Origin of the sequence: Enteractinococcus coprophilus, from assembly GCF_006716305.1 — a bacterium.
Classification (GTDB): domain Bacteria; phylum Actinomycetota; class Actinomycetes; order Actinomycetales; family Micrococcaceae; genus Yaniella; species Yaniella coprophila.
In genome coordinates, this window is the sequence record NZ_VFOU01000003.1 from 159,195 (window position 1) to 179,807 (window position 20,613).

Sequence of the window (20,613 nt, forward strand, 5' to 3'; positions counted from 1 at the left end):
CGGACCACTTAAGGTGACTGGTGACCAGCCGTCTTAACTGTGGATTTTTTGAAAAGACCGATCAATCCGCACCGTGTTGTTTTAGATATGTTCGCAGATCCTCTGGAATAGGTGCTGGGCGGTTATCGCTACCCACGTAGATATACACGACCCGTGATTCGCACGATAAAAGACCACCTTGATGTGCCTGCTCGTAAAGAACAAAAGAGCTATTCCCGATCTTTTCCACGACGATTTTGATCTCGACGTCGGGTGTCAGAACCAGTTCTCGATGAAAGGTCACTGTATATTCTTTGATCATGAGCGGAAGCGGGTTATCAGCCTGGGGAGTCAGGAACTTTTCAACGAGATCATGCCGCGCTTCCTGGAACCAAGCTGGCAATACTGTGTTGTGAACGTGCCCCGCCGGGCCGAGATCATCAATGCGCGGTCGGATGGTAGCTGTAATCATAATATTCCTTGTGTGGTGAGTTCCCAGAGTCTCCGCTCTGAGATCGCATTCTAGCTGTCTGATTCGCGTGTCATCGTTTTCTTCTGCGGTTTCACTGGAGCAACCAGGATCTATGCCACGACCGTTGACCCGAGTAGGACCCACAGGGCCCACCAGGGAAAACCTGCGGACAAACCTTCTAGGACGTCATTCTGGAGCTGGGATTCGCTGAGCACGGACTAGGAAGCGGTGACTGTTGATGCCAACGGGCGAACACGTAAACAATGTCACCCAGTCTTCGCCTTCGATAGTTTCCAGAGATTCGGTGTCTCCAGGGAAAACGGTCTCTGTCTCGCGTACCTCATAGTAGTGGTCTTCACCGAGTGAACTAACCCAGACTACGTCGCCGGTTTCCGCATTCAATAAAGTGGTGAACAGCTGGGCGTGCACCAGGCCAGAGTGAGCTGTCAGGACAGCCCGGGGAGATGGTCCTCCCACCGGTAGCGAGGTGCCGCAAAGGTGTCCGGCGCCTTTAGCGTCGACCTCTTCCGAGGTCCCGTGATATACCGGTCGTGCGATGTCTCGTTGTGGTTAGTTCACCGGGTTCTAGCGCGCCTTCACATAGTCTCGCTAAGCACTGTCCGGTTAGTGTTGAGCCAAAGACCTAGACTAGTGGCGACAAACCTGAGCCACTATAAGGGGACGCATAACTTCAATGTTCGATGCCATACAGCAGTACCTCCTAACGCGGGAGATCCCAACAGAACTCACGGAATGGGTCGCGGAAAACGCCCAAGGGATTGACTCCGGGAGAATACAAGTTCGCAACGTGCTCTCCCGACTTGCTGATTTCGGCATGCTGGATCTTGGCGCCTCCGCGAATCACGAAGGCCAACTCCTACACCAAGCCAGTGCCATCGAACAGCTCGCCCGTAGGTCATTCAGCACCGGTTTTGCGCTGTGGGGCCACAGAATGTGTATCGAATTTCTTAGCCTTGCCGGTGGATCCTACGCAGAATCGCTGCTCCCTGCGTTGCGTTCGGGTACTACGCCTGGTGCTTCTGCTATGGCGCCGGGCTACAAAGCCCTGGCGGAGGCTGGGGATCTCAGTCTTCGGGTGGACCGTGATGGCCGTGGTCAGTATCGATTGTCGGGCCGGATTGCCTGGGCTTCGAATCTGTATTCGGATGCCATCGCCATAACTCCCGCATACGGACCTGATGCACCTGAGCACACAAGCGGTGCCGAGGGTGGCGTCGTCGTTGCTTTGCCGTTGAACAGTCCAGGAGTAACGATAGGTCCCGAACTTGAGCTTCTTGCGATGCGAGGGACAGCCTCTACTTCTGTAGAACTCGACGGCGTCGTGATCAGCCCTGATCAGATACTCACCACGGATTTTGTACCATTCTTACAACGTACGCGCCCAACGCTGAGTATCTTGCAGGCCAGCTTTTGTCTGGGTTTAGCTACCACCTGCTATGCGCATGCCGTGGAGAATGCTACCGGAGCGAATGCGAATTTTATGCCAGAGATCCAAGAGCAGGGTCGAATGCTTACTGAAACAAAACAGCAGCTGGCTGCATTAGCGCAAGCAGTTGGGACTGCTACCCCAACGAAGCCAGTGGATGTTCTATCGATGCGGCTGAACGCCGGGCGACTCGGAGTGGAGCTTGCCGCACTGGAACTCAAAACTGCGGGTGGTAAGGGTTTTGTTACCACCTCAGATACGAACCGGCGGTACCGTGAGTCGACGTTCATCCCGTTGCAGTCGCCATCGGAGGCACAGTTGCGTTGGGAGCTTGAGCAGTTGCAATCGTAAATAACTGATTACGCTGTCTGCGGTCAGATGTGATCATGCTTTCTCCTCATGGCTGATGAGCGTTATAAGCTTCGGGAGCTAGCTTCATCGATTTAACGCCGATTGTGGATACTCGTCGTTTATCCACAATGTTGCCGGCGGGGGCTTATCTTGTCCTAGCCAATGGTTATTAATGATCTATAGGCCGGGCTCCAAAGAGCACCGAGTCATCAGATCAACGACGATGGAGAGAAAATCGCGATGACCACGTCAACCATCAACCAAACTGAGCAATTAGAAGCACTGCGCGCCAATCTGCGTGACCTGATCGCAGACAGCGGGAAAACCCTCCAAGACATCATTGACGAGACCGGCATTCCCAGATCCACACTGTATAAGCGGCTCAACGTCGAGGGCTCAGCGATCGATATGAACGAGGTACACAAAATTTGGACTGCCTGCGGCAAACCCGGCACCATAGCGGATCTCGTGGCGTAGCCCATAAGAAGACCCATCTGGTTCCGCTTTGAATGTCGCGGCAGACGCCCTCGATGTTCTTGCCGCACAAATGAATGTGGTCACAATGAGCCCACGAATTGATTCGCAGGGGAACAAGAAACCCCTTCTGCCGTCAGATCATGCGGCTGAAGGGGTTTCGGTATTCAGTGCCTCCGATGGTGTCTAGTGTCACGACATCGTTGACAGGTTTTGACTGGACTGAACCCAAGAGACCGTTGACCGATGTGTCGGGACATCGTTGACATTTTGGGACAGTGATCGTTGACCGGTGAGTCGCGACATCGTTGACAGTGCTGCCGGCAATGATGAGCTATGTCTAGCTCACAAAAGAATCTGGTTATTGCTCGCTCGGTGGTAGATCAAGGCTTGAGTATTGCTCAGGCTGCAGCGAAGTTTGGAGTGTCCCGGCAATGGGTCCATCAGCTCGTGCAACGGTATCGATCCGGTGGGGTTGCGGCGGTCTTGCCGCAATCTAAGGCACCCAAATCCCGGCCGCAAACGACGACCGAGACGGTGCGGGCCCGGGTTATTGGCTTGCGTCAAACCCTAGTGGCTAACGGGGCCGATGCTGGCCCAGAGACCATTGCCTGGCATCTGGCCCGAGAGGGCTTCCACGTGCCATCGACCTCCACCATCCAACGCATCCTGCGCGCCGCCGGACTGGTGGTGGCCCAGCCGAAGAAGCGTCCGAAATCCTCGTATATCCGATTCCAAGCCGAACTACCCAATGGGTGCTGGCAAGCCGATATCACCTACTGGTTCTTAGTCGATGGCACCCGGGTGGAGATCCTAGATTTCTTAGATGATCATTCCAGGTTGCTATTGACCATCCAGGCCAAAGCCCTGTGGACCAGCGCCGATGTCGTGGCCGTGATGGACCAGCTGATCACCACCTATGGGCCGCCAGCTGCCACGTTGACGGATAACGGGATGGTGTTCACTGCTCGATTCACCAGCCGGCCCGGGGCCAAAAACGGGTTCGAAAAACTGCTAGCCGCCCATCACATCCAACAACGCAACGGGGCACCATCACATCCGCAAACCCAAGGCAAAATCGAACGCTTCCACCAAACCCTCAAACGCTGGCTGGGCGCCCGCTCATTGCCGGCCTCCCTAGAACAACTGCAAATGCTCTTGGATACCTTTGCTACCTGGTATAACACCGAACGACCCCACCGAGCGATCAACCGGCGCACCCCAGCCCAGGCCTACACGGCCTTACCCAAAGCCACCCCGAACACCACCCATGACACCGAATACCGCACCCGCACCGACCGGGTGGACAACAACGGGAAAGTCACACTGCGCTACGCCAGCAAAATCCGCCATCTGGGCATCGGCTCCGCGCACCGCGGCAAGCAAGTGCTGATGCTCATCCACAACGACCACGTCACTATCTCAGATGCGGCCACCGGCGAGATCCTCACCGAATATATCTTGGACGCCACCAAGGATTATCAGAAACCGACCTGGCGCAAACCCCTCAGTGAATGAACCCATGAACAACCCCGGGAACGACAAAAGCCGCAGAAAATACATTCTGCGGCTTTTGTCATCCATGTCGCGACTCATCTGTCAACGATGTCGCGACTCAGGACATCAGTGCCTCCGATGGGACTCGAACCCATAACACAGCGATTTTAAGTCGCTTGCCTCTACCGATTGGGCTACGGAGGCGAACATTTAGAGTTTAGCGCATTTGAAACCGATGGTCACAATTTGCGAACCCTAAACGTTCACGATCACGGTCCGCCGGCAGAAACCGCTGGACCGTCGTCGTAAGTTATAACGCTTAAGCTTGAGCCGCTTGTGCTTTTTGGTCTAAGCGGTTTGGCAGTTTCTCTAATCCGGCAGCTTCACGGAATGCGTTGTGCGGGGTTTCGAGTTCCTTGAGCTGGGTGGTGTCTTTGCCCCAGATCACCTCGTTGATCCAGCCACCAAGAACGCGTGAGCTGCGTTCCCAGGTTGGCAGCGCGTAGTTGTGGTAGGCGCGGTGAGCAAACCACGCGGCAACACCGGATAGCTCGATGCCCAACGGGTTCCCGATACCTTTACCTAGCCCCATACCGGCTACTGCACCAAGCGATTTGTGGTAGTACTCTTCAACTGCGCCTTCGCCGAAGCGAACAGCCATGAGGTTATCGGCCAGACGGGTGGCCTGACGACCGGCGTGCTGAGCGTTTGGTACACAGAAACCGCCGGGGCCATCACCGGTGAGGTCTGGAACAGCGGCAACGTCGCCGGCGGCCCATGCGCCTTCCAGTACGCCACCTTCGCCGTCAGAGACCTGCAGAGTCGGGGTAACTTCGATACGGCCACGCTGTTCGACTGGGAAGTCCGTGGAACGAGCCAGTTTGTTGGCTGCAACACCTGCGGTCCAGATGAGGGTATCGGCGTCGAATGAACCGGCGTCAGATTGGTCGGTCATGTTGACCAGTTTCAGGTGGTTGTCCACGGCCGAGGACAGCGAGGTGTTCAGCATAACCTCGATGCCGCGGGAGCGGAATTCTTCGACCACGGAGACAGCTTGTTCTTCGCTGACTTCTGGCATGATGCGACCCATGGCTTCGATCAGCACGATACGAGCATCGGACTGGGCCAAGCGTGGGTTCTTGGAAATTGCGGTGCGCACGAGGTCTTCGATTTCACCGATGAGTTCTGCACCAGCGAATCCGCCACCGACGACAACGAAGGTCATGGCTTTGCGACGCTGTTCGGCGTCGGTCATCAGCGCTGCAGATTCGATGCGCTCCAGGATCTGATTGCGGATGCTCACGGCTTCTTCGATGCGCTTCAGACCAATGGCGGCTTCGCCCAGGCCATCGATTGGGAAGGTACGGGAGTCAGCACCGGCGGTGACCACCACATCCTGGTACGGCAGGTCGAAGGTCATGCCTGCGGGGCCTTCAACAACGGCCACTTTTTCAGCGTGGTTGATTTCGACAATTTTGCCCTGCACGATTTCGGACTGACGCAGGTGGCTGCGCAGATCAACGAGTGCGTGGCGAGGCTCGATCGAGCCGCCGACGACTTCTGGCAGAAACGGTTGGTAGGTCAGATAAGAATTTGGTTCCACAACGGTGACGATGCCACCGCGGTCGCGAATCTTTTTCTGTAGGCGTTTCGCTACGTGGTATCCAGCGTAGCCACCGCCCACGACGAGGACGCGGGGTTTGGGAGATAGATGAGGAGTAATAGCCATATGCCCTACCTTAGTTGGCTTGACGTAACTTTGTGAAGTTTTTACCAAAGTCACAAAGATTGTGGTTATTGGTTGCGTCTGCGAGTGAAAAAGACCGTGAGAATGATCACCGTAAGGAGCAAAACTGCAAAGCCGATGACGACGGTCGCTTGCAGCGTGGACGGTGGTTCTTCCAGCTTGGCGGCAGTGGGAACCTGGGTGGGGTAATTGATCGGACCGGCGACTTCGCGAGTGTCCTCGGTGCCACTGGTCTCTTCGATTTCTCCGCGGCGATGCAAGGTAATCCACTCGGCGATTGACCCCATCGGGTTGACATCAGTGGTCGGCACGTCCGCGCTGACCGCAGCCGCCGCATCGATCATGCCACGTCCATAGAGATTATCTTGGCCCGCATTCCCGGTGTCTTTGGCGGTTTCCAGGATGCGATGAATCACCTGAGGGGCCGGCATCTCTGGGTTGTCGGCCCGGATCAGTGCTGCAAGTCCCGATACTAACGGTGCCGCGCCCGAGGTACCCGACCACGTGGTGTAGTTATCATCGGGTAGCGCGCCGATCAATGGATCGGCAGGGGCCGCAACCCCGATGGTGATGCCCTCGGTCGAAGCATCCCACGAGGCATTGCCGTCTTCATCAAGCCCAGCCACCGTGAGCACTCCGGGAATGGTCGCGGGTGCTCCGACGACGTCAGAGCCGGAAGCGCGATTACCTGCTGCCACGACCACGACGACGTCATTTTCTTCGGCGTAGAGGAATGCGTCGTCCCAAGCTTCTGGCCAGTCTTGGGCCGAAGATGCCAGAGAGATATTAATGACATCGGCTCCCTGATCGACCAACCAGGTCATACCGTCGGCGATTTGTTCATCAACCGAGGGCACGTTGGGTGCACTGTCATCAAGCAGCACGGAGACGGATAGCAGATCGGCTTTCGGCGCCGTCCCGAGGATCCCGTCGGTGCCAAATTCATCGATTGGTGCTACTTCTTCTTGCTCGGTGTCTTCCTCAGCGTCGTCCTTCTCACCCTTGTCTTCGGCATCCTCGTCGTCTTCTTCAGGTTCCGGAGGATCGCCGTGACCGTGGCCGGCAAGAAGTGAGGCCACCATCGTGCCGTGGTTGGGATCCGGTCCCATGGGCGTGGTGCCGTTTGCTTCGCCGGTTCCGGAAGCATCGTAGCCGCCGACGACCTGACCGGTGAGATCTTGGTGGGATGCGTCAATACCGGTGTCGATCACCCCGACGGTCACGCCCTGGCCCATGCTGGTTTCCCAGGCGGTGGTGAACCCGTAGTCCTCGAGCCAGTATTGCTCATCGCGCCACGAATCGGCAGCCGCAGGGGTGGCAAGAATTGCGGTCAGTGCAATACCGGCGACGCCGGCAAGTGCCTTGTTGTACATCGTTACCTCAACAGCGACAGTGCGATGCCGTCCAGAATGTCTTTTTCACTGGTTATGGCCGTGGTTACCCTACCATTCGTCGCCTCCCGGATGTGTTCCAGCAGTTGTGCCCAGATGATGGCACCAGCACCGATCACATCGATGCGGCCTTCGTGCATAAATCCGTGAGCGGCGCGCTGTTCGGTAGTCTCGTCGATGAGCGTGTGGGCTGTTTCGACGATGCGGTCGATTTCCAGTTCCGTGCTGTGAATCGCTTCGGAATCATAGGCTTGAAGCCCCAATGCAGCAGCGGTGATGGTGGTGATAGTGCCCGCGACCCCCACGACTGCATCAAGTTGGGTGAAGTCGAATACCGCCGGATCAAGTTCCGCCAGATGTTGGGCAAGATCGTCTTGTGCTGCGCGAATCTGTTGCTCGGTGGGCGGATCGGCAAGCTGATGACGCTCGTGGAACCGGACACAGCCAACGTTCAGTGATGTTTGGGCCATAATCGTTGCCGTACCGTCTGCCGGATCGATGGTGCCGACTACGATTTCGGTGGAGCCACCGCCGAGGTCAATGACGGCGACTTGCACAGGACGATCCCACCGGGAGGTATCCAGTGCCGAAACGGCCCCCGAGAAGGTCAATTCGGCTTCGACCTCGCCGGAGACCACCTCCGGGGTCACATGTAGCCGCTGACGGATGCCCGTGACAAACGCATCGCGGTTGGAGACGTCGCGCGAAGCAGAAGTGGCAATGAAACGCGTGGGATACGCCCCGCGGCGGGTAATTTCTTTGGCGTAGTCATGTACTGCGGCAAACGTGCGCTCAAGGGCTTCGGGGGCAAATTCACCGGTTTCATCGACCCCTTGGCCAAGCCGGACGATGCGCATCTCTCGGTGGAGTTCTTGCATGCCCTCGTCGGTCATCGTGGCGATCAGTAAACGGACCGAGTTGGTGCCAGCATCAATTGCGGCAACTGGTCCCGTGCCAGATTCTTCGTATTGAATGGGGTTGGTGCGCCCGGCTCGACGCAACCGGCGGGTATGGCGGGAGAGATCTTTTTGTGGTGCTTCGCCTTCGGTGTCCCAGGCGCCTTCACAACGGCAGACGGCAGGATCAAAGTCATGTCGCATCAACGCCAGCGCTTCATCCCCTAGCGGGTTGACTCCGGGTCCTTCGGCCAGCGAGTGTCCGACGAGCACGTGGATGCATTTGACGCGTTCTGGCATGCCACCAGCGGTGACCCCGTCGATTTCTGGGACCGGACCGACCGCCGAGATTTCTCCGATGCGGGCCCGAGCGCTCAGATACTGTTCATGCGCTCGACGGTAGGCTGCTGCCAGCTCGGGATCTTCGGTGAGGCGCTTGGTCATGTCTTCCATGACGCCGGCGTTTTCTAGGCGCGAAGCCGCAGCGGTGGCGTGCGGGTGGGTCAGATAGAAGGTCGTGGGAAACGGAATGCCGTTGCTCAGGCGCGGGGCGGTCGTGGCGACCAACGGGTTGCCACAGACACAGCGGGCCCCGATTTCTACGACATCGCGGACCGGGCGGCCGAGTTGGCGCGAGAGCGTGTCAAGATCGTCAGCGGTTGGTTGGTGTTGGTTGGTCACGTTGTTCCTTAGTCCTGACCTGAGGTAAGTACCGAACCCCACAGGCGGTCGGCCCAGCCCATTTCGAGGTCTTCGTCGAGCGTGGCGACGGTGGGTTCTGGTTCAGCTGGTGCTGTCTCGTCATCAATCACGAGGTATTTGCGTTCTCCGGGCATCACCATGTTAAAGCGTTCGCGAGCCTGCTGCTGAACATAGGCGGGGTCTTCCCAGCGTTCCAGTTGGGTTTCGAGGTCTTGCTGTCGCTGTTGTTCTTGAGCGAGCTGCTGTTGAGCCTGGGTGATGTCATTTTGTTGTTCGAGCAACAGTTGTAGAGGCTGCGCCATGATCAATGCGGCGATAAATAATACCGTCAACAATGCAACGGTGCGGCCCGAAAATTGCCGAGCCGGTTCGGGATCATTATCAAACGATGTCGCCCGATCGTCACGAGCCCAAATATCTGAGGCGATCTTTTTGGCAGAACGCTTCGTGGGCTTTTTCGACGCTTGTTTGGCACTTCGCCACAGTCGTTCGCGCATCTTCGATCGCGGTGCCGGAGCGAGAGGTTCTTCGGTGGGAACCGGCTCAGCTTTGTGTTTTCCCGGTTGAGCTTCGGAGGTTCTGCGTCGGTTGATCTTGGTGACGGGTGCCGGATCGTCAGAAATAATCGCGTCGTCTTCGAGTCCGGATTGCTCCGGCTCGTGGCGTTTGACGGGCTGCATGCTTTTAGGCATGCGCGGCTTTTTCGGCACCTGGTCACCTCCCGTAGCGCGGCTTGTAGTGTATCTAGTGTAATAGCCAGGTGTTGGTGGGGTACGGCACCGCCCCGGGGGTGGCGCGCTTTTTCAGTCAATACCCAGCTTGTGTTGTGGTCTTGACACACCAACACCGCGACCGAAAGTGCGCGGCCGCGGTGTTGGGTATCGCTGTGAGTTAGCGTGCTAGGCGCGGGAATGCTGAAGCGCCAGCATAGCGGGCGGCGTCATGCAGTTCTTCTTCAATGCGCAGCAGCTGGTTGTACTTGGCAACACGGTCCGAGCGCGCTGGTGCACCGGTTTTGATCTGTCCGGCGTTGGTAGCAACGGCGAGGTCGGCGATGAAGGTGTCTTCGGTTTCACCAGAGCGGTGCGAGATGACGCACGCAAACGTATGGGACTGCGCCAGACGAATGGTCTCGAAGGTTTCGGTCATGGTCCCGATTTGGTTGACCTTGATCAGAACCGAGTTCCCGGCTTTTTCGTCGATACCGCGCTGGAGACGCTCAACGTTGGTGACGTAGAGATCGTCTCCAACCAGCTGGACTTTGTCGCCAAGTTTGGCGGTCAGTTCGGTCCAGCCGGCCCAGTCTTGTTCATCCAGTGGATCTTCGATCGAGATAATCGGGAAGTCTTCAACCAGTTCGGCATAGTAGTCGACCATGGCCGCAGCATCGCGCTGTTCACCCTCGAAGGTGTAGACGCCGCCGTTATAGAACTCCGAGGATGCCACATCGAGGCCTAGGGCAATCTGGTCGCCCACGGTGTAGCCAGCTTTTTCGATGGCTTCAACGATAACTTCCAGTGCCTGACGGTTGGAGTCGAGGTCCGGGGCGAAGCCACCTTCATCCCCCAGACCGGTGCCCAGACCTTTTTCTTGCAGGACGGCTTTGAGGCTGTGGTAGACCTCGGTACCCCAACGCAGGGCTTCGGAAAATGATGCTGCACCAATCGGCAGAACCATGAATTCCTGGATATCGACGTTGGTGTCAGCGTGAGCGCCACCGTTGAGAATGTTCATCATCGGCACGGGCAGCACATGGGCGTTGGCGCCACCGAGGTATTTGAACAGGGGCTGATCGGTTGAGGCAGCAGCAGCGTTGGCTACGGCCATCGAAACGCCGAGCAGGGCGTTTGCACCGATGCTGGATTTGTTTTCGGTGCCGTCCAGATCAAGGAGCACCTGATCGACGTCGCGCTGGGAGGTCGCATCGGTACCGAACAGCGCATCGGCAATCACGGTATTGACGGATTCAACGGCACCCTGGACGCCTTGACCCAAGTAGCGGTCTTTGTCGCCGTCGCGACGTTCTACGGCTTCGAATTCACCGGTCGAAGCACCTGACGGGACGGCGGCGCGTCCCAGGGAGCCATCGGTGAGCAGCACTTCAACTTCGACGGTTGGGTTGCCGCGGGAGTCCAGAATTTCACGAGCATGAATGGCGTCAATAAAGGCCATGAGTGCAATCTCCTTGGAAAAGTTTATGGTCACCGGTATGGGTGTCCCCTGACATACGTCAAGCCCTAGTGTATCGAGTGTCGCCGTCGTCGCGCGCTATTCTCGCTGTGATCACAGCCACCGGTGTTACGGCTCGCGAGACTTTGACAGGGTGACCAGGCATTAAACCTAGGCTGAGTGCATACGTGAAACGTACACTGCCACTATGAGATCTCCCCGTCGTACGTCCAACCCTTCGCCTGCACGTGGTGTCGTCAAGGTCACCGGCATCGTTGCAGCTGTCGCAGCCACCGTCCCGGTGGTAGTCGCAGCCGGCCTGGCAGCCGCTGATTGGCTTGTGCATACTGACCGCGAAAAACGGCGAGCGCCAAACCCTGGGAAGTTCCATGCACAACTGGAGCACTCAGATCTTACGATCTATACCTCCGGTGATGAGCTCTACGACGACATGATCGAGGCGATCAACTCAGCGCAGCACACTGTGCTGATGGGGACGTATATTTGGAAGGCCGATGAGGTAGGTCAGCGGTTTATTGATGCTTTTAATGCAGCGGCCGAACGCGGAGTGAAAGTGCATGTGCTCTACGATGGCTTTGCAAACCTTGTGGTGCCGCGTGCTTTCTACCGGCAACTCGCCGAACAGGTTCACGTTGCGCGGCTGCCATTTATTGGACTGCGGTTCTGGAAAGGGCCCCTACGCCACACTGGGTTCAACCATTCGAAGGTCCTGACCGTGGATGGCGAGATCGGCTTTGTCGGTGGTTATAATATCGGCTCACAGTACGCTGACTATTGGCGGGATACCCATATTCGTGAAATCGGTCCGGGAGTTTGGGGCATGCAGCATTCGGTCGCGCAACTGTGGAATGAGCTACATGTTGCAGACGATCACATTGCGTGGTCACCGCCTCGCATGTGGCAACCTGATATCGAAGTCAACGCGAATCTACCGGTTCAATTGGTCTACCCTATCCGGCAGATGTATTTGAAAGCCATCGCTCGGGCTAGTCACTCAATCTATGTCACCACACCGTATTTCATCCCTGATCAGCAAATCGTACAGGCACTCATCCAAGCATCACAGCGTGGCGTCGATGTGCGAGTCATGGTCCCCAAAGAATCGAACCATGTCGTGGCCGACTGGGTGTCCCGCGGATTCTACGGTCAGCTCCTTGACGCCGGTATGACTATTCTGCTCTACACCAGCTCCATGATTCATGCTAAAACTGCGACCATCGATGGCCAGTGGTCCACCGTGGGCACCGCTAACATAGACCGGTTATCCCTGTCCTATAACTACGAAACGAATGTGGAGATCATCGATCCAAGGTTTGCGGCAGAGTTAGAGAAGATTTTCGAGGCAGATTCTGAACATTGTGAGGTATTGAATTCTTCGCAGTGGCGCGATCGTCACCCGATGGCCCGTGTCGTCGAGCTAGCCCTGAGGCCACTGCGTCCCTGGCTCTAGCGCGAGCGCATACCGCATTACCGGCGCAATGGGGAATGAATGCCACCGCACTCCCCAGCGCAACCCTGGCGGTGAACTGCTTACATGGGTGGGTTTGGCGGTATTTCGTAATCCAGTACTTCCGCGTCGTCTTCGTGCCCTTTAAAACCTGCCAGATCTCGCACATTTTTCTGTACGGCGACGACGGCGAACAGGCTCAACACGAAGCCCAAGGAATAGAAACCTTTTTCAATGGTTTCGATACTGCCGGCGTTCCACAGACCGATAACCAATAGCGAGATAGCAACGATGAGCACAAACCAGGTGATGCCGTAGTACAGGTTGGTGGTGGGGATGCCGTCGGCCCTGTCACGGACTGTTTTCTGCAACGAAATCGCCCCGTAAAGCCCAAGCATGAGCACCGTGAAATAGTAGCCCATCTCGTTGAGCTCCATTGCAGAGTTGAACAAGCCGATCAAATAGGTTGCGACCCCGATGATGAGCGCCAACCATGAGGCACCGATAAATGCCGGCGTTGGCTTATTTTGCGTGATGGTCTCGGTCATGAAGCTGGAACTTCCTCTTGTTGGGATGCGAAATGATGATGGTGAGGTGCTGCGTGTCGTGCAGGACGTCGGAGCGGGTTCACGGATATTACCGTATGTCATGGCCGTCTGAGTATCCATAATTGCCTGATCGCTTCGACGGTGGTCCGCAATGGACCGTGTTGGTGATGATCTCTTGAAGACCTTACTGTAACCGTGACAGATACTGGCGCAGTGCCGCTTCTAGGTCCACCCCGTTGGCGCGGGCCGTGCGAACAAGTTCAAAAAGCTGCGCGCCGATATCTTCGTCGACCACATTGACTGTTACGTGGGAGCTGGCAGGTTTCTTCCCGAACGGGTCGGCTGGCTGCCGTCCTGCCCGATCCACGATTTTCGCCGCAGCGGCGAGCGCCGGTAGACCGGGTGGGAGATCGAAGATCGATGACCGCGCGGCATCTTCGACCGACGGGTCATCACCTTTTTCGGCTTGTTTGATCTGTTCCCAGGTCTTTTCGACGTCGTCCACGGTGACGTTGCCGAGTCGGTCCTGGGGCAGAAGTTGTCCGTCAGCGTCGAACACGTGTGGATTGCGCCGAAGCATCTTCTCGCTGATTGCGTCAGCAACGTCGTCGACGGTAAACGCACCGGCCTGTTCGGCAATTGCCGAATGCAGGGTCACTTGAAACAGCACATCGCCGAGTTCTTTGCGGAACTCTTCATAGGTGCCGTTATCCGCAGCGACGTCGTCCCAGTCGTTGGCCGGCACGGACTCAATGACTTCAACGGCCTCATACGCTTCCTCGATGAGGTATTCGGTCAGCTGGTGGTGGGTCAATTGCTGCGTCCAGGGGCAATATTTGCGTAACTGGGCGGTGATCCACACGAGGCGTTGCAGGCCGGTGTCTGCCATGGTTGAGGGGTTATTCCTTGTCGTCTTCGTCGTCTTCGATTTCTACGAAGAACACGGGTGCGCCCGGGTCGTCTTCGTCGTGGACTCCGGCGATGACATCCATCCAGGAGAATTCGATGAACTCGCGCAGCTGATCGCGGGCATATTCGGTCTGGAAGGCACCTTTGACCGCGTTGAGCTGGAATTCCAGCAGGTCAATCATCGTATAGCCGTAGGTTGCGGCCAGGGTGTAGAGCTCATCGGTCAGGCTCACCCCGGAGATCAGGCGGTTGTCCGGGTTGACGGTGACGGCAAATCCGGAGCGGTAGAGCAGATCAAACGGGTGGTTTTGCAATGGGGCGTCTTCGGGACCAGGTTTAACGGCTGCGGTTTGGATGTTGGAGGTTGGGCACAGTTCCAACACGGTGTTGTTGTACAGGGTGCGGTTGGCGACGTCACCCCAGACCATGATGTCTTGGTCGTCGTCGAGTTCCACGTTGGAGAGGTCTTCGACCATGTTCACGCCGTGGCCGATGCGCAGGGCACGACCCGCGGTCAGGGCACCGGCGATCGAGTCGAGGCCGTCGGCTTCCCCGGCGTGGATGGTGATGGGCACGAAGCGTTCATCGAGCCACGCGAAGACATCGGCAAACCGGGTGGCCGGGAAGCCGTGTTCTGGGCCTGCGATATCAAACGCCACAACCGAGCCCTTGGGCCGGTGACGGTGGGTTAGCTCGGCGATTTCTTGGGCGTTTTCTTTCGAGTTCTGCCGCATTGCGCACAAGATCTGGTGGACTTGTAGTCCGCCGTCGAGTTCTTGCATGGCTTGTTCTAACCCGGCGGTCACGGCGTCAACAGTTTCATCCAGGCTCAGCCCGTTGCGGGTGTGTTGTTCAGGAGCCCATCGCACTTCGCCGTAGACCACGCCGTCTTCGGCAAGGTCCATCGCGAATTCGTAAGCAATACGGTGAAGTGCCTGCGCGGTTTGCATCACGGCGGTGGTGTGGTCAAACATTTCCAAGTATTTGGGCAATGAGCCGGCGTTGGCCGCGGCTGCAAACCAGTCGGCCAGGGCTTCTTCGGAGTCGGCGGGCAGTTCGTGGCCGATGGCTTGGGCAAGTTCCCAAACGGTTTCGACCCGCAGGCCGCCGTCGAGGTGGTCGTGCAGCGAGACTTTTGGCAGGCTGGCAAGATCAAGGGCGAATGGATCCAGAGTCAGGTCGTCTTCTGGTTCAAGGGCGGAGTTTTCGGTGGATTCCTGTTTCATCACGGCTCCGAGTCTAAGCTAGTTTCCGGGTTGTCAGCATCTTGGTCGAGATGTTTGTCCATGCGGTTGCGCATAAATTTTTTGATCCCCCGGTCGATGATCCATCCCAAGATTGCGGCTAAGACCAGGGCTAAGGCGATTTGCAGAATGGTGTTGTCCAACCAACCGGAGGTAAGGTACCCGATCGCCAGCGAATAGGCCGCCCAGATGGCCGCCGAAATGAAGTCAAGGATCATGAACTTGGCCACCTTCATGTGGGTGGCACCGGCGATGAAGTTCACGGCCACGCGGCCACCGGGAATGTGGCGGGCGGTGATGACGACCAGCGCGCCGGAGTGTCGCAAAGTTTGTTTGACCCCGCCGATAGCCCGAACCACCGAACGGGTGCGCATCCAACGGAATCGGGTGACCCCGATGGTGCGACCCAACCAATAGGCGATTTGATCGCCGATGAAGGCACCAAACCAACCCATAAAAAATAGTTGCATCAGGTTGATACCCTCGCGTTGGTCAGCAATCGCGGCGAGGGCAACAAGGAGCGATTCCGATGGGACCACTGGGAAGAACCCATCAATGAGACTCAACAAGAAGACGGCCAGCGGCATCCACCAGGCCCCGGCTGCCTCCAGGATGAGCTCTTCGAGAAAGTCCAACACGTCTGTGGTCCTACGATGGGTTAATCAATGACATCAATGATCAAATCGGGTGCGGTAAATGTTTCGGCGACCTCGATCGCCGACTCCAGCGGCTGCTGGGCGGCAGCGATTCGGTCTTCAGTCTCAGTGTAAAGGGTCATCAGGGCTTGACCAGCAGTAATGCGGTCACCGGGTTTGGCGTGCAGTCGAATGCCCGCGGTGGCTTGGACCGATTGGCCCTGGACTTGGCGGCCGGCGCCCAAGCGCCAGGTGGCTTCGCCTACGGCCCGGGCATCCAGGCGGGCCAGCACGCCGGACTCGGGTGCGACCAGCGTGTATTCATGCGGTGGAATTGGCAATGGCGCATGTGGGTCGCCGTGCTGGGCGGTGACCATGGCCCGCCAGGCATCCATAGCCTTGCCGTTGGCCAGGTGTTCGGCCGGATCAGCGTCAATACCTGCCCCAGCCAGCATGTGCTGTGCCAGGGTCAAGGTCAGTTCCACGACGTCGGCCGGTCCCCCACCGGCTAGCACCTCCAGGGTTTCCTCAACCTCGATGGCATTGCCCACGGTGTAACCCAACGGGGTATCCATGCGGGTCAAGACCGCGGTGGTAGCAACCCCGTGTTCCTTGCCCAACCAGACCATCTTTTCGGCCAACTGTCGGGCGGCGTCCTCATCTTGCATGAACGCCCCGGTCCCGGTTTTGACATCGAGGACCAAAGTATCGGTGCCCTCGGCAAGTTTTTTGGACATGATCGAAGAAGCGATCAGCGGCATGGAATCCACGGTCGCGGTCACGTCGCGCAGCGCATAAATTTTCTTATCCGCCGGGGCGAGTTCGGCGGTGGCCGCACAAATCACACCACCGACGCTGCGCAGTTGATCACGAATTTCAGTTTCGGTCAGGTCCACGGTGAAACCGGGGATGGACTCTAATTTGTCCAACGTCCCACCGGTATGACCTAACCCTCGGCCCGATAGCTGAGGCACGGCCACCCCGTAAGAGGCCACTAACGGCGTCAACGGCAGCGTAATTTTATCGCCGACTCCCCCGGTGGAGTGTTTATCAGCGGTGGGTTTCCCCAGATCCGAAAAATCCAGGGTGACCCCGGATTTCAGCATCGCGGTGGTCAGAGCAAACAGTTCTTCGTCAGTGAGTCCCTGAAAATAGATCGCCATGGCCAACGCGGAGAACTGTTCATCGGAAACTTCGCCTGCCGTATAAGCGTTCACCACCCAGGTGAGCTGTTCGGGGGTCAGGGGGCGACCATTGCGTTTGGTGGTGATGATATCGACGGCGGTAAACATGATCTAGTCCTGCAGGTTATCGGGGCCAAAGGCGTGTGGGAGCAACTCGGCGAGAGTGGTCGACCCGCCGTCGAGAGCAATGACAAGCGCCCCGGTGGCGTGTTCAACCAGCACTTGGCGGCAGCGCCCACACGGGGTGATGTGCTCGCCGTCGGCATTAATACACACCAGATGCGTCAAGGGCGCGCCGGCGGCCATGCGCCAGGCTGCGATCATCGCAACCTCGGCGCACTGGGTCAGACCATACGAGGCGTTTTCAATGTTGACGCCCGTGTGCACGGTGCCCTGGGCGTCCAGGGCCGCTACGGCAACCGGGTAATTTGAATACGGCGCATACGCCCGCGACAACACACCGGTTGCTGCGGCATGCAGCTGCTCGACCACCGACATTAAACGGCTCCCACGAGCGCTCGCAGTGCGGCCTGGGTGAAGATTTGCATACCCACCCCGATCGCGCGTTCATCCGGGTTATAGTCGCCTTGGTGCAAATCATAGATGGGCCCCGACGGGGTACGCGTGCCCAACCGGAACATCGCACCCGGGACTTTTTTGGTCATCCAGGCAAAGTCTTCACCGCCCATGGATTGGCTGGCCAGCTCGATAGTTCGCGAGCCCAGCTCGAAGCGAGTTGCGTCTTCGATCAGATCCATCTCGGGTTCATTATTAACCACCGGCGGGACACCCCGGATGTGTTCTAGATGCACTTTGACACCGAAGGGCGCGGCCACGTGGCCAATGACCTCATCAAGCAGTTCTGAGGAGGAATCCCACGCGTCCACGTCCAGCGTACGCAGGGTGCCGGCCAACTGGCCGGTCGCTGGAATCGCATTGGGCGCATGGCCAGCTTGAATATGGCCCCAGGTCAGTTGGGCACCGGAGCGCACATCGATACGACGCTCTAAGATCGCCGGCACTTGGGCTGCAATCTGGGCCAGCGCATAGACGATGTCTTGGGTCTGCTGCGGCCGGGAAGTGTGCCCGCCGCGACCGGTCAGCGTCACGCGGATGGTATCGGTGGCCGAGGTAATGGCCCCGATGCGGGTCCCGATCGTGCCGACGTTGAAGCTCGGGTCGGCGTGCAGTGCGATGATCCGCGGGATCTCTTCCAAAACTCCCTGGCGAATGACCTCGAGTGATCCACCGGGGATTTTTTCTTCGGCGGGTTGGAAGATCACGCGGATGCGCCCGGTCAGATCCAAATGATCCACCGGCACGCTGGTTTGGCGCGTTAGCAGCCGGTGCAAGGTGATCGCGGTGCCCAGCGAGACTGCGGTGTGAATGTCATGGCCGCAAGCATGCGCAATGCCGTCATGTACCGAGGCGTATGGGAGGCCGGTTTCTTCTCGAACCGGTAGGGCATCAATATCGGCGCGAATGCCCAGCACGATCGGCCCGGAACCAATATCCACCCATGCGCCGGTCGACTCTAACCGGTTGGGCTGCAGCCCGTGACGCTCCAGCGCGTCAATGATCTGGTCGGTCGTGCGAAATTCACGAAACGACAGTTCCGGGTGCTGGTGAATATCGCGGCGAAAGGTGATCGCTTCATCCAAGACTTCCTCAACCGCGGGCGCGATGCGGGGCAGTCCCGGATCGTCGCGGACGGGTTGTTGATCAGAATGGATAAGTTTTGGGGGTGTCTTATTCACAGCACATCATCGTCCCCGTGTGCTTTGATCGATTCCACGGCCTGTTTAACCGATTGCGCATGTTTCGTCGTCGTCACTAACAGCGCATCCGGGGTATCTACCACCACGATATCTTCTACCCCGATCAACGCGATGACTCGGGAGGTATCGGTGACAACCACACCGTTTGCTTCATCCGCGTAGACGCGCGGTGTTTCTCCAATGACGGTCACCCCGGACTCGTCGGCGGCCGGGTTCAACCGGGCGATCGCGGCGAAATCTCCGACGTCGTCCCAGGTAAACTCCCCCGGAATAACGGCCACATCCCCGGCTTGTGCCGCCGGTTCCGCCACCGCATAGTCGATAGCCGTCTTGGGCAAGTCGTGCCAGATGTCTGCCATGACCTGATCGGAATCCCCGGACACAATGGCCTTGGCAATCGTGGTGACGCCCTCGTGGAGTTCCGGTTCGTTTGCCGCCAGGTGCTCTAACAACAGCTTGACGGAAGCGACGAACATGCCAGCATTCCAAAAAAAGTTCCCCGACTCGATATACCCTTTGGCGACGTCGGCCTGAGGTTTTTCAACGAATTTTGCGACCTGATAGGCCGAGGGAGCGCCGTCAACATCGAGCTTATCGCCCTGGCGAATATACCCAAACCCGGTGGACGGGTAGGTGGGTTTGATACCGATGGTCACAATTTTATTCGTTGCCGCGGTCGCGATGGCTTCGGCCACCGCGGTTTGGAAGACCTCATCGGGACCAATGACTTGATCAGCAGCAAAAGAGCCCATAATCGCGTCAGGGTCGCGCTCGGCCAGGACGGCGGCGGCCAGCCCGATAGCAGCCGCCGAATCCTTGGGCTCTGGTTCAAACAGGAAGTTTTCCCGCGCCACATCGGATAGTTGCGCACAGACCGCTTCGTGATGGGCCTTGCCGGTGACCACAAGAACCTTCTCGCCAGCCAGTGGATACAGGCGATCATAGGTCGCACGGATCAACGTCTGACCCGAACCGGTCAGGTCATGCAGAAACTTTGGAGCGGCGGCACGTGATAATGGCCACAGCCGGGTGCCGACCCCGCCGGCGGGGATGACGGCCCAGAAGCGGTCCAGCCCGGGAGTATGAGATGATGAAAACTGCTGTTGGTTCACTCAAACTACTGTATTGCAGATCTCTGACAACTAGCTGAAGTTACCGGCAGCCCAGTCTAAAATGTCGTAATAACAATTCTTTGGCTGGTTAGTATTAGCCTATAGCTATAGGACGCAACTCGCACCGGCGCTGAACGCGAGACTCAAACCAGGTCTAGGCGCCAATCCTGCGTGCTTTTGGAGGTTTCATAGTGTCTACTGCGACAACCGCGCAGCAGTCACCTCCTGCCGAATCTAAATCCGGCAGAGGGACGTTGTATCGCGGAAAAGAAGGTATGTGGTCTTGGGTTGGCCACCGAATCACCGGCGTGGTGATTTTCTTATTCTTATTGGTCCACGTGCTGGATACCGCACTGGTCCGCGTCTCGCCCGAAGCCTACGACGCCGTGATCGGTACCTATAAAAACTGGTACATGGCGCTTGGTGAATCCGGTCTTGTAGCTGCGGTCATCTATCACGCATTCAACGGCATCCGGATCGTACTGGTCGACTTCTGGCAGAAGGGCACCAAGTACCACCGTCACATGTTCTGGACCGTCATGATTCTCTGGGTCGTCGTGTTTGGCGCATTCTTTATCCGCCACATGATGCTGGTCCTGGGAGGTTAACG

The 20,613-nt window shown here is 57.6% G+C and carries 20 protein-coding genes and 1 tRNA gene; 5 read left to right on the forward strand and 16 right to left on the reverse strand.

Annotated features, from left to right (window positions below; translation table 11 throughout):
• Positions 1–61 precede the first annotated feature (61 nt).
• Positions 62–451: an acyl-CoA thioesterase gene (locus tag FB556_RS08765; RefSeq protein WP_141866850.1), complete on the reverse strand. Its 390-nt coding sequence runs from the start codon at positions 449–451 to the stop codon at positions 62–64.
• Positions 452–637: 186 nt separating this feature from the next.
• Positions 638–1,009 carry a class C sortase gene (locus FB556_RS13880; RefSeq protein ID WP_211344044.1) on the reverse strand — a complete coding sequence of 124 codons (372 nt, stop codon included), beginning with the start codon at positions 1,007–1,009 and terminating at the stop codon, positions 638–640.
• A 136-nt stretch (positions 1,010–1,145) separates the two neighbouring features.
• Here FB556_RS13880 and FB556_RS08775 point away from each other — a divergent pair, with 136 nt between their 5' ends.
• The 3 genes from FB556_RS08775 to FB556_RS08785 all read left to right on the forward strand — a co-directional run bounded on the left by FB556_RS08775 (position 1,146) and on the right by FB556_RS08785 (position 4,241).
• Positions 1,146–2,249: an acyl-CoA dehydrogenase family protein gene (locus FB556_RS08775; protein ID WP_141866852.1), complete on the forward strand. Its 1,104-nt coding sequence runs from the start codon at positions 1,146–1,148 to the stop codon at positions 2,247–2,249.
• Between the two features lie 240 nt (positions 2,250–2,489).
• The gene (locus FB556_RS08780) at positions 2,490–2,726 is read left to right on the forward strand and encodes a helix-turn-helix domain-containing protein (protein WP_141866854.1); all 237 of its coding nucleotides are present in this window, start codon (positions 2,490–2,492) and stop codon (positions 2,724–2,726) included.
• 333 nt (positions 2,727–3,059) lie between these two features.
• The gene (locus FB556_RS08785) at positions 3,060–4,241 is read left to right on the forward strand and encodes an IS481 family transposase (RefSeq protein ID WP_141864361.1); all 1,182 of its coding nucleotides are present in this window, start codon (positions 3,060–3,062) and stop codon (positions 4,239–4,241) included.
• A 109-nt stretch (positions 4,242–4,350) separates the two neighbouring features.
• Here FB556_RS08785 and FB556_RS08790 read toward each other — a convergent pair.
• From FB556_RS08790 to eno, 6 genes are all read right to left on the reverse strand, one after another.
• A tRNA-Leu gene (locus FB556_RS08790) sits at positions 4,351–4,424 on the reverse strand.
• 115 nt (positions 4,425–4,539) lie between these two features.
• The gene (locus tag FB556_RS08795; protein ID WP_141866856.1) at positions 4,540–5,949 is read right to left on the reverse strand and encodes an NAD(P)/FAD-dependent oxidoreductase; all 1,410 of its coding nucleotides are present in this window, start codon (positions 5,947–5,949) and stop codon (positions 4,540–4,542) included.
• Between the two features lie 65 nt (positions 5,950–6,014).
• The gene (locus tag FB556_RS08800) at positions 6,015–7,340 is read right to left on the reverse strand and encodes a S8 family peptidase (RefSeq protein WP_141866858.1); all 1,326 of its coding nucleotides are present in this window, start codon (positions 7,338–7,340) and stop codon (positions 6,015–6,017) included.
• 2 nt (positions 7,341–7,342) lie between these two features.
• Positions 7,343–8,935, reverse strand: coding sequence for a DUF501 domain-containing protein (locus FB556_RS08805; RefSeq protein WP_141866860.1), 1,593 nt, complete (start codon positions 8,933–8,935; stop codon positions 7,343–7,345).
• 8 nt (positions 8,936–8,943) lie between these two features.
• Positions 8,944–9,648: an FtsB family cell division protein gene (locus FB556_RS08810; protein WP_141866862.1), complete on the reverse strand. Its 705-nt coding sequence runs from the start codon at positions 9,646–9,648 to the stop codon at positions 8,944–8,946.
• Positions 9,649–9,847: 199 nt separating this feature from the next.
• Entirely contained in the window at positions 9,848–11,128 is a 1,281-nt protein-coding gene (eno, locus tag FB556_RS08815; protein ID WP_141866864.1) for a phosphopyruvate hydratase, read from the reverse strand.
• Between the two features lie 205 nt (positions 11,129–11,333).
• Here eno and FB556_RS08820 point away from each other — a divergent pair, with 205 nt between their 5' ends.
• The gene (locus FB556_RS08820; protein ID WP_141866866.1) at positions 11,334–12,596 is read left to right on the forward strand and encodes a phospholipase D-like domain-containing protein; all 1,263 of its coding nucleotides are present in this window, start codon (positions 11,334–11,336) and stop codon (positions 12,594–12,596) included.
• 80 nt (positions 12,597–12,676) lie between these two features.
• Here the strand turns inward: FB556_RS08820 and yiaA are convergent, their stop codons facing one another.
• The 8 genes from yiaA to FB556_RS08860 form a co-directional block, all read right to left on the reverse strand.
• Entirely contained in the window at positions 12,677–13,141 is a 465-nt protein-coding gene (gene yiaA / locus FB556_RS08825; RefSeq protein ID WP_141866868.1) for an inner membrane protein YiaA, read from the reverse strand.
• 184 nt (positions 13,142–13,325) lie between these two features.
• Positions 13,326–14,030 carry a MazG nucleotide pyrophosphohydrolase domain-containing protein gene (locus FB556_RS08830; RefSeq protein WP_141866870.1) on the reverse strand — a complete coding sequence of 235 codons (705 nt, stop codon included), beginning with the start codon at positions 14,028–14,030 and terminating at the stop codon, positions 13,326–13,328.
• A 10-nt stretch (positions 14,031–14,040) separates the two neighbouring features.
• Positions 14,041–15,276 (reverse strand): adenosine deaminase, encoded by a 1,236-nt coding sequence (locus FB556_RS08835; protein WP_141867708.1) that lies wholly within the window; start codon positions 15,274–15,276, stop codon positions 14,041–14,043.
• Positions 15,276–15,932: a DedA family protein gene (locus FB556_RS08840; protein WP_141866872.1), complete on the reverse strand. Its 657-nt coding sequence runs from the start codon at positions 15,930–15,932 to the stop codon at positions 15,276–15,278. Before FB556_RS08840 ends, FB556_RS08835 begins: the two co-directional genes overlap by 1 nt.
• 20 nt (positions 15,933–15,952) lie before the next feature.
• Positions 15,953–17,221, reverse strand: coding sequence for a thymidine phosphorylase (locus FB556_RS08845; RefSeq protein ID WP_141866874.1), 1,269 nt, complete (start codon positions 17,219–17,221; stop codon positions 15,953–15,955).
• Positions 17,222–17,224: 3 nt separating this feature from the next.
• Positions 17,225–17,611 carry a cytidine deaminase gene (locus FB556_RS08850; RefSeq protein ID WP_141866876.1) on the reverse strand — a complete coding sequence of 129 codons (387 nt, stop codon included), beginning with the start codon at positions 17,609–17,611 and terminating at the stop codon, positions 17,225–17,227.
• Positions 17,611–18,846, reverse strand: a complete 1,236-nt coding sequence (locus FB556_RS08855) for an amidohydrolase (RefSeq protein WP_141867710.1) — start codon at positions 18,844–18,846, stop codon at positions 17,611–17,613. Before FB556_RS08855 ends, FB556_RS08850 begins: the two co-directional genes overlap by 1 nt.
• A 20-nt stretch (positions 18,847–18,866) precedes the next feature.
• Complete coding sequence (locus FB556_RS08860; protein WP_141866878.1) at positions 18,867–20,003, reverse strand: mannose-1-phosphate guanylyltransferase; 1,137 nt, start codon at positions 20,001–20,003, stop codon at positions 18,867–18,869.
• A 191-nt stretch (positions 20,004–20,194) separates the two neighbouring features.
• Between FB556_RS08860 and sdhC the strand changes: the two genes are divergently transcribed.
• Entirely contained in the window at positions 20,195–20,611 is a 417-nt protein-coding gene (gene sdhC / locus FB556_RS08865; RefSeq protein ID WP_281280485.1) for a succinate dehydrogenase, cytochrome b556 subunit, read from the forward strand.
• Positions 20,612–20,613: the final 2 nt, after the last annotated feature.